General features: G+C 64.0%; 8 protein-coding genes and 1 pseudogene. 6 read left to right on the top strand and 3 right to left on the bottom strand.

Annotated features, from left to right (window positions below):
* The 3 genes and pseudogenes from SE92_RS00060 to SE92_RS00070 form a co-directional block, all read left to right on the top strand.
* Positions 1–301 (top strand): annotated as a pseudogene (locus SE92_RS00060) (Bcr/CflA family drug resistance efflux transporter); the annotation flags it as partial.
* Positions 302–316: 15 nt separating this feature from the next.
* Positions 317–1,714, top strand: a complete 1,398-nt coding sequence (guaD, locus tag SE92_RS00065) for a guanine deaminase (protein ID WP_063193912.1) — start codon at positions 317–319, stop codon at positions 1,712–1,714.
* A gap of 11 nt (positions 1,715–1,725) precedes the next feature.
* Positions 1,726–2,709, top strand: a complete 984-nt coding sequence (locus SE92_RS00070; protein WP_063193913.1) for an antibiotic biosynthesis monooxygenase — start codon at positions 1,726–1,728, stop codon at positions 2,707–2,709.
* A gap of 25 nt (positions 2,710–2,734) precedes the next feature.
* Here SE92_RS00070 and SE92_RS00075 read toward each other — a convergent pair whose 3' ends face one another.
* Entirely contained in the window at positions 2,735–3,082 is a 348-nt protein-coding gene (locus SE92_RS00075) for a MerR family transcriptional regulator (protein WP_063193914.1), read from the bottom strand.
* Between the two features lie 87 nt (positions 3,083–3,169).
* Between SE92_RS00075 and SE92_RS00080 the strand changes: the two genes are divergently transcribed.
* The gene (locus SE92_RS00080) at positions 3,170–4,180 is read left to right on the top strand and encodes a zinc-dependent alcohol dehydrogenase family protein (protein WP_063193915.1); all 1,011 of its coding nucleotides are present in this window, start codon (positions 3,170–3,172) and stop codon (positions 4,178–4,180) included.
* Positions 4,181–4,235: 55 nt separating this feature from the next.
* Positions 4,236–5,138 (top strand): ribonuclease Z, encoded by a 903-nt coding sequence (locus SE92_RS00085; RefSeq protein WP_063193916.1) that lies wholly within the window; start codon positions 4,236–4,238, stop codon positions 5,136–5,138.
* Positions 5,139–5,160: 22 nt separating this feature from the next.
* Here SE92_RS00085 and SE92_RS00090 read toward each other — a convergent pair whose 3' ends face one another.
* Complete coding sequence (locus SE92_RS00090; RefSeq protein ID WP_063193917.1) at positions 5,161–5,892, bottom strand: DUF3750 domain-containing protein; 732 nt, start codon at positions 5,890–5,892, stop codon at positions 5,161–5,163.
* 94 nt (positions 5,893–5,986) lie between these two features.
* Positions 5,987–6,814 (bottom strand): IclR family transcriptional regulator, encoded by an 828-nt coding sequence (locus SE92_RS00095; RefSeq protein WP_063193918.1) that lies wholly within the window; start codon positions 6,812–6,814, stop codon positions 5,987–5,989.
* Positions 6,815–6,938: 124 nt separating this feature from the next.
* On the opposite strand from SE92_RS00095, the gene SE92_RS00100 reads away from it, so the two are divergent.
* Complete coding sequence (locus tag SE92_RS00100; protein WP_063193919.1) at positions 6,939–7,859, top strand: dihydrodipicolinate synthase family protein; 921 nt, start codon at positions 6,939–6,941, stop codon at positions 7,857–7,859.
* Positions 7,860–8,049: the final 190 nt, after the last annotated feature.

Genomic DNA, 8,049 nt, shown 5'->3' on the forward strand with positions numbered 1-8,049 from the left:
CGTCGGTCTCGACTTCGCGTCGATCACGATCGGCGGTGCGCTGGTGCTCGGCGGCTGCGGCGTGCTGTGTCCGATGATGTACGGCATGGCGCTCGGCCTGTTCGAGCGCGACCACGGCCTGATCGGCGGCCTCATCAGCGCGCTCTGCTATCTCGCCGTCAGCGGAGCCATGGCGATCGCCGCGGTGCTGCCCGAGGCGACGCAGGCGCCGATCGGATGGCTCTATCTCGGCCTCTGCGCCGTTGCGGGCACGCTGCTCGCGATCTCGCTGCCCTCAACGCGCCAGGCCACACCGACCTGAGGAAGGAACCCATTCATGACCACCGTTGGTATTCGCGGCACGTTCTTCGATTTCGTCGACGATCCCTGGAAGCACGTCGGCAACGAGCAGGCCGCCGCGCGCTTTCATCAGGACGGCCTCATGATCGTCACGGACGGCGTGATCAAGGCGTTCGGCCCCTATGACAAGATCTCTGCTGCGCATCCGGGCGTGCAGGTCACCCATATCAAGGACCGCATCATCGTCCCTGGCTTCATCGATGGCCACATCCATCTGCCGCAGACCCGCGTGCTCGGAGCCTATGGCGAGCAGCTCCTGCCTTGGCTGCAGAAGTGGGTCTATCCGGAAGAGCTCAAATACCGGGATCGCAACTACGCGCGCGAGGGCGTCAAGCGTTTCCTCGACGCGCTGCTGGCATCCGGCACCACCACCTGCCAGGCCTTCACCAGCTCCTCGCCCGTTTCGACCGAGGAATTGTTCGAGGAAGCGGCACGCCGCAACATGCGCGTGATCGCGGGCCTCACCGGCATCGACCGCAACGCGCCGGCCGATTTCATCGATACGCCCGAGAATTTCTACCGCGACAGCAAACGGCTGATCGCGCAGTATCACAACAAGGGCCGCAACCTCTACGCCATCACGCCGCGCTTTGCCTTCGGGGCCTCGCCGGAATTGCTCAAGGCGTGTCAGCGCCTCAAGCACGAGCATCCGGACTGCTGGGTCAACACCCACATCTCCGAGAATCCGGCCGAGTGCAGCGGCGTGCTGGTCGAGCATCCGGACTGCCAGGACTATCTCGGCGTCTACGAGAAGTTCGACCTGGTCGGACCGAAATTCTCCGGCGGCCATGGTGTTTATCTCTCCAACAACGAATTCCGCCGCATGTCGAAGAAGGGCGCCGCGGTGGTGTTCTGCCCGTGCTCGAACCTGTTCCTCGGCAGCGGCCTGTTCCGCCTCGGCCGCGCCACCGATCCCGAGCATCGCGTGAAGATGTCGTTCGGCACCGACGTGGGCGGCGGCAACCGCTTCTCGATGATCTCCGTGCTCGACGACGCCTACAAGGTCGGCATGTGCAACAACACGCTGCTCGACGGCAGCATCGATCCCGTGCGCAAAGACCTCGCCGAAGCCGAACGCAACAAGCTCTCGCCCTATCGCGGCTTCTGGTCGATCACGCTCGGCGGTGCCGAGGGCCTCTACATCGACGACAAGCTCGGCAATTTCGAGCCGGGCAAGGAGGCCGATTTCGTCGCACTCGATCCGAACGGAGGCCCGATCGCGCAACCGTGGCACCAGTCCCTGATCGCCGACGGCGCCGGCCCGCGCACGATGGACGAGGCCGCGAGCATGCTGTTCGCCGTCATGATGGTCGGCGACGACCGCTGCGTCGACGAGACCTGGGTGATGGGCAAGCGTCTCTACAAGAAGAGCTGAGACGGCAGCTCATGAGCGCATCTCCCGACACCGCCGGGCAATCTGTCGCCCTCGTCATCCAGCGTCGCATTGCGGACGATGGCTTTGCCGCGTTCGCGCGCTGGAACGGCGAGGTCGGCGAGGTGCTCAAGGCCTGGCCCGGCTTTCTCAGCCAGGAGGTCGTGCCGCCGCAGCCGCCGGCCCATCTTGATTGGGTGACCGTCTTGCGTTTCGCAAGCCCAGCTGCAGCGCGTGCCTGGCTTCAAAGCGAGGTGCGGACGCGGCTGATCGGCGAGGTGCAGCGTTACTTCGTCGGATCGGAGGACGTTCATATCCTGCCCGACAGCGGCGTCCAGCGTGACAGCGCAGTCTCCGCCGTCATCTCCTTCAACGTGCCGGATGGATTGGAGGATGCGTTCCTCAAATGGCAGCAGCGCATCCAGGCCGCGGAGGCCGAGTTCAAGGGCTTCCTGCGCCACAAGATCGAGCGGCCGATCGCGGGCCTGCACGACGAATGGATCGTCATCCTGACGTTCGACAACGATGCCAACCTCAATGCATGGCTGGACTCGCCGTTGCGGCAAACGCTGTTGAAGGAAGGCGAGCGCTTCAACGCCGGCATGAACGTGAAGCGCGCAAGCTATGGCTTCAATTTCTGGTTTCCGGCCGGCAAGACGCAGGCGCCGGAGCAAGGTGCGGGCTTCGTCTGGAAGAGCAACCTCATCGTGCTGCTGGTGCTCTATCCCGTGGTCTATCTCTGGGGCACGTTCATCAGCAAGCCCCTGATCGACAGTCACGGCGTGCCGGTCTGGCTGTCGCTCTTCGTCGGCAATCTCGTCAGCACCCAACTGCTCGGCTGGTGGCTGGTGCCCGCCGCCTTTCGGGCACTCGACTGGTGGGTCACGCCGAAGGCGGCGATCAGTCGCCAGATCGCGGGCTATGCGCTGCTTGCCGCGCTATACGCGGCGTCGATGGGCCTGTACGCGCTGCTGCTCACGTGGCATTGGGGGCGGTGAGACCCTTCAGCTTGCGATCCGGCGATCAGTTCACACTCGACAAATAGCCTGCCAGGATTTTCCGGCTCTGGCTGAGCGTCTCGATCCGTTCATCGATGAGGCTGACTTGCTGCGCGAGGATCCTGCGCAGATTGTTGCACGGCGTAAATTCCGGATCGTTGTTCCTCACGCACGGAAGCAATTGCTGGATCGTTTCGAGGGTCATTCCGGCCGCGCCAAGCATCTTGATCCGCCGAACGGTTTCCTCTTCCGGCTGGCCATAATCGCGATAGCCGGAATCTGTCCGCTGCGGCGCAAGCAGTCCCTCGGCTTCGTAATAGCGCAGCATTCGGACACTGACCCCCGTCCTGCGGGAGAGCTCGCCAATCTTCATCGGAAAAACCTCTTGACCCTGACAGTGCTGTCAGACCCTACAAACTCTGCTCGTCCCTGTGAACACCCCCGCGCGTGAGGAGCAAAGATGAAAGCCTACCATTTGAACGGCCAAGCTGGTGTTGGCGGCCTTGTGCTGGCCGATGTCAGCACACCCGAACCGGCCAGCGGCGAAGTTCGCATCCGGGTCGAAGCGGCAAGTCTCAATTACCGTGATCTCATGATCCTCGACCGCGTCGGCCAAGGCGGGCTGAACGGCCGCATACCGCTCTCTGACGGCGCCGGCGTCGTTGACGCGATCGGCTCGGACGTCGTGCAATGGAACGTCGGCGACCGCGTGGCTGCCTCGTTCTTTCGCGATTGGGTTTCGGGGCCGTTCCGAGCCAGCTATGTTCCGTCAGCCCTCGGTGGCAACACGGCGGACGGAATGCTGGGAGAGTATGTCGTGCTGCCGGCGATAGCGCTGGTCGCAGTGCCGGCGCACCTTACCTCGGTCGAAGCCGCGACCTTGCCCTGTGCGGGCGTCACGGCCTGGCACGGCCTTATCGCACGCGGCGGGATGGGAAAGGGTGACACGCTGCTGGTGCAGGGAACAGGTGGTGTCGCGTTGTTTGGCCTTCAGTTCGCCACCGCGCTGGGCGCGCGCGCGATCGTGATATCCTCCTCGGATGAGAAACTCGCCCGTGCCAAGGCGCTGGGCGGCTCGATCCTCATCAACTACCGCGACACGCCCGATTGGGATGCAGCCCTGATGAAGGCGACGGATGGCGAAGGCGCCAGTCATATCCTCGAACTCGGCGGTCCCGGCACCTATGACCGATCGCTGCGATCGGTCGCATCGGGCGGCAAGATCGTCCAGATCGGTGTTTTGACGGGGTTCGGTCCAAAACCCGACCTCGCGCGCCTGCAGTGGGAAAATGCAGATATCATCGGCGTCACCGTCGGATCGGTTGAACATTTTACCGCGATGAATCGGTTTTTGACCGACAAGGCAATCCACCCGATCGTCGATCGGGTCTATGGTTTCGACCAGGCACGCGAAGCGTTCGCCTATCTCCGGACCGGCGCGCACTTCGGCAAGATCGTTGTGAAACTGTAGGGTCTCAGGCAAGTCAGGGCGACCAAGCTCTCCCACCTCTCGACAAGTGACGACCATGTTCGCCCTGACATTTCTCGGGACTTCGGCCAGCGTCCCCTCGGTGGAGCGCAACCATCCGGCACTCCTGGTGGAAGCCGCGGGCAAGCGCATGCTGGTCGATTGCGGCGAGGGCACGCAGCGCCAGTTGCTGCGCAGTGGCGCCGGCTTCCGCCGGCTCGACCGCATCCTCTTGACACATGCGCATCTCGATCACGTGCTCGGCATCCCCGGCCTGTTCTCGACGCTGCGCTTGCGGCAGAGCGCCGAGGTGATGACGGTTCATGGTGGCCCAGCCACGCTCGAGATCGTCATCCAGATGCTGGAAGGCTTGTGGGGCGCGGGCAGGGCGCCGCTTCCTGTGGAGTTCGCAGCCTTGGCTGCAGGCCAATTCCTCGACGCCGGCGATTTCACCGTCGCCTGCTTTCCCGTCCGTCACCGCGACACCGACAGTTTTGGTTTCGTGTTCCAAAGCCCCGCACGTCGCCACCTTCAACCGGATCGCCTGGCCGCGCTGGACATTCCCGATGGTCCTTTGCGCGGCGCGTTGGCCGCGGGCCGGCCGGTCGTGATCGCCGATCGAACGATCAATCCGGAAGAGGTCTTGGGCCCGCCGAGCGGCGGCAAGAAGCTCGTGGTGATCGGCGACACCGAAACCACCGATGGCCTGTCGCACCACGTCGCTGGCGCCGACCTGCTGGTGATCGAGGCGACCTTCCTCGATCGCGATGCTGCAACCGCGCGGGAATATGGCCATCTCACCGCGGCGCAAGCGGCCGCATTAGCTGCCGACAGCAACGTCCGCCAGCTCGTGCTGACCCATCTGTCCGGACGATACGAGGACGGCGAGGTCCTTGCGGAGGCCGCCACGATCTTTCCGAGCACCCGGATCGCAGCCGACTTCGATCGCATCGTCGTCTAGCGCGGCTTCGTTCCAACTGGCCTTATAGGCCGGCAGCAACACCAAGGCGGCCGATGCCGGGCAGCTTGACCGCGGGGCGTCGAACGTCGAAGCCAAGCACGGCGCCGAAAAAGTTGATCTCAAGACCTTCGACCCAGCCGAGCGTGAGGCCGAGGTAGCCCGAGAGCGTGGCGTAGAAGCCGGTGCCGGAGGCGGTCAAGCCGATCCATCGTCCGGAATAGGGATAGTCCTTGCCGATGGCAGTCGGCGGCAAAACCGCCCGAAGCTCGGGCACGGCGTCCAAAGCGGCTTGAACGAAGGTGTTCGAATTCGGACCCGGCCAAGCGCTGTAATCGCCATAGGCCTGAAATCTGTAGTTCTCGACGACGTACCGGATCTTGGGAATCAGGGATTCCGCCTGCGGGCCATCGATGGCGACGACTGTTTCCGGCATGGCTCCGAACCAACGGCCATCGGGGACGAAGCCGTTGCTCCGGATCGGTTCCCCCCAAGCCGTGTAGTCATAGCGATTATAATTTGTTGCATCCTTCTCCTTGACGACGATCCAGGTGTGGACCGCGAATATGCTTCGCCACCTTACCGTTCGTGCGGCGTAGACTCGGATCAGGGCGTCCGGACTCGAGGCGGCAGGAGGCAGCAGGCCGGCGCTGGAACGATCTGCGGTCTGCCAGTTGCCGCGGCCATCGCCGACCCAGAAATATCGAGCGGCCGAAATTCCGATCGGCACGAACACCAGCAGCAAGAATGTGAGCACGGATCTTCTCAAGGGATATCATGTTCGGCGGGGCACCCTTGCCGATATAGGTCCCGCAAGCCTTTTCACAATGATGTTCGAACGTCCCCCGCGCTCAGCTCGTCAATCCCGACTTGATCGCGAGATCCTGCACCTGGGCCGTCACCTGCATCAGCCGTGGCAATGCCTGGTCGCGGAAGGCTACCATGTCCAGGCGCATCGCATCGACGGTGACACTTAATCCTCCGATCACCTGGCCCTGCGCGTCGAAAATCGGAGTCGCCAGCGTGCGCAGGCCGTAGGCGTTCTCGCCGTCGGAGACGGCGTGGCCCTTCTTCTTCACCTGATCGAGCCGGGCGAGCAGGGCATCGAGATCGGTCAGCGTCCGTTCCGACAGTTTGACGCGGGGGCGCGATTCCAGCCGCGCGATCTGCTCGTCGCGAGGCAGATGCGCCAGCATGACGTGGCCGAGCGCAGCGCTGTAGGCGGGAATACGCGTGCCTGGCCGCCGGTCCATCTTGTGGCGGTCGAGACCGGCGCCAATACGGGCAAGGTAGATAACATCGCCGCCGTCGAGGATGCCGAGCGAGGCCGCATCACCGACGTCAGGGACGAGGCCGCGCAGCAGCGGCTCGACCATCGGCCGCAACGATCCGTGCGAGAGCACGGTGTAGCCGAGATCCAGGCAGGCGATCCCGAGCCGGAACCGCCGGCTTTGCGGAACAGGCTGGAGATAGCCGAGCTCCACCAGAGTCTGGATCAGCCGGAACGCCGTTCCGCGATCGAGGTCGGCAGTTGCGGCAATCTCACTCAGGGTCAGCTCGAAAGCCTCGCTGCTGAAGCTCTGGAGCACGGCAAAGGCCTTGCCGACGGAAGCGACGCGGTTCTTTGGAGGCGGCGATTCCGATTTGCGCTTCGCGGCCTTCTTTTCGACCTTGGCCATGCCTGAATGTCCCGCCATCACAGCATCGCCCTTGACGCCGGGGCGCGCCGATTTTACGACTGTATCAGAAAATAACAAATGTTCGCATTCCGAACAATATCGTTGTGACGATCGGAGGAAGGTTTTGTCGACATCATCGCTGCACCCCCATGGCGTGTTCTCCGCCGCGCTGACGCCGCTCGACGCCGAGCTCGCGCCCGATCATGCGCGCTTCGTCGAGCACTGCCGCTATCTGCTCGATGAAGGCTGTGACGGCATCGCGATGCTGGGCACCACGGGGGAGGCGAACTCGTTCTCTATCGCCGAGCGCACCGCGCTGCTGGAAGCCGCGATCGCCGGCGGCATCAAGCCGAACCAGCTGCTGCCGGGCACCGGCGTCGCCGCTTTCACCGACACCGTCGCGTTGACGCGCCATGCGCTGTCGCTCGGCGTCGAGACCGTGGTGATGCTGCCGCCGTTCTACTACAAGAACGTCAGCGACGACGGCGTCTATGCCGCCTATAACGAGATCGTGCAGCGCATCGGCGATGCCAGGCTCAAGGTCGTGCTTTATCACTACCCGCAGATGTCCGCGCAGCCGATCTCGCATGCGCTGATCGAGCGGTTGCGCAAGGCTTACCCGGCGACGTTCACCGGCATCAAGGATTCGTCCGGCGACTTCGCCAACATGACCGCGATGGTCGAGCGCTTCCCCGGCTTCTCGGTGCTCGGCGGCGCCGACCCGCTGATGCTGCCGTTGCTGCGCAAGGGCGGCGGGGGATGCATCACCGCGACCTCCAATATCGTCGCGCGCAGTCTTGCCTACGTCTTCAGGCATTTTGGCGACAGCGATGACGACCCGGCACTCAAGGCAGCGCAGGCGCGCATCGTGAAGGCGCGCGAGCTGGTCTCGCAATTCCCTCAGATGGCGTCGCTGAAGGCGCTGACGGCCGATCGCACGGGACATGCCGGATGGCAGCGCATGCGCCCGCCGCTGCAATCCCTGCCACCCGAGCAGTTGAAGGAATTGCTTGCGAACGCTGCGGCATTCGCCGCCACCGGCTAGCGCGGTGCATGAAGGCGATCCGATGTCCGACTCTTTCCAGGATGCGCTGGCCGGGCTCGCCGCGATCGTCGGCGACAAACACGTCATCGCGCCCGGGCCCGACCAGGAGCCTTATGTGGTCGACTGGCGCGGGCGCTATCACGGCCGCGCCGTCGCGGTGGTGAAGCCCGGCTCGACCGCGGAGGTGGCT

It is taken from the genome of Bradyrhizobium sp. AT1 (assembly GCF_001590795.1).
In the GTDB taxonomy this organism is placed as follows: domain Bacteria; phylum Pseudomonadota; class Alphaproteobacteria; order Rhizobiales; family Xanthobacteraceae; genus Bradyrhizobium.

Bases quoted from the DNA above. Each gene is read 5' to 3' on its own strand.
- guaD (WP_063193912.1), top strand. From the start codon at position 317: ATGACCACCGTTGGTATTCGCGGCACGTTCTTCGATTTCGTCGACGAT.
- SE92_RS00070 (WP_063193913.1), top strand. From the start codon at position 1,726: ATGAGCGCATCTCCCGACACCGCCGGGCAATCTGTCGCCCTCGTCATC.
- SE92_RS00075 (WP_063193914.1), bottom strand. From the start codon at position 3,082: ATGAAGATTGGCGAGCTCTCCCGCAGGACGGGGGTCAGTGTCCGAATG.
- SE92_RS00080 (WP_063193915.1), top strand. From the start codon at position 3,170: ATGAAAGCCTACCATTTGAACGGCCAAGCTGGTGTTGGCGGCCTTGTG.
- SE92_RS00085 (WP_063193916.1), top strand. From the start codon at position 4,236: ATGTTCGCCCTGACATTTCTCGGGACTTCGGCCAGCGTCCCCTCGGTG.
- SE92_RS00095 (WP_063193918.1), bottom strand. From the start codon at position 6,814: ATGGCCAAGGTCGAAAAGAAGGCCGCGAAGCGCAAATCGGAATCGCCG.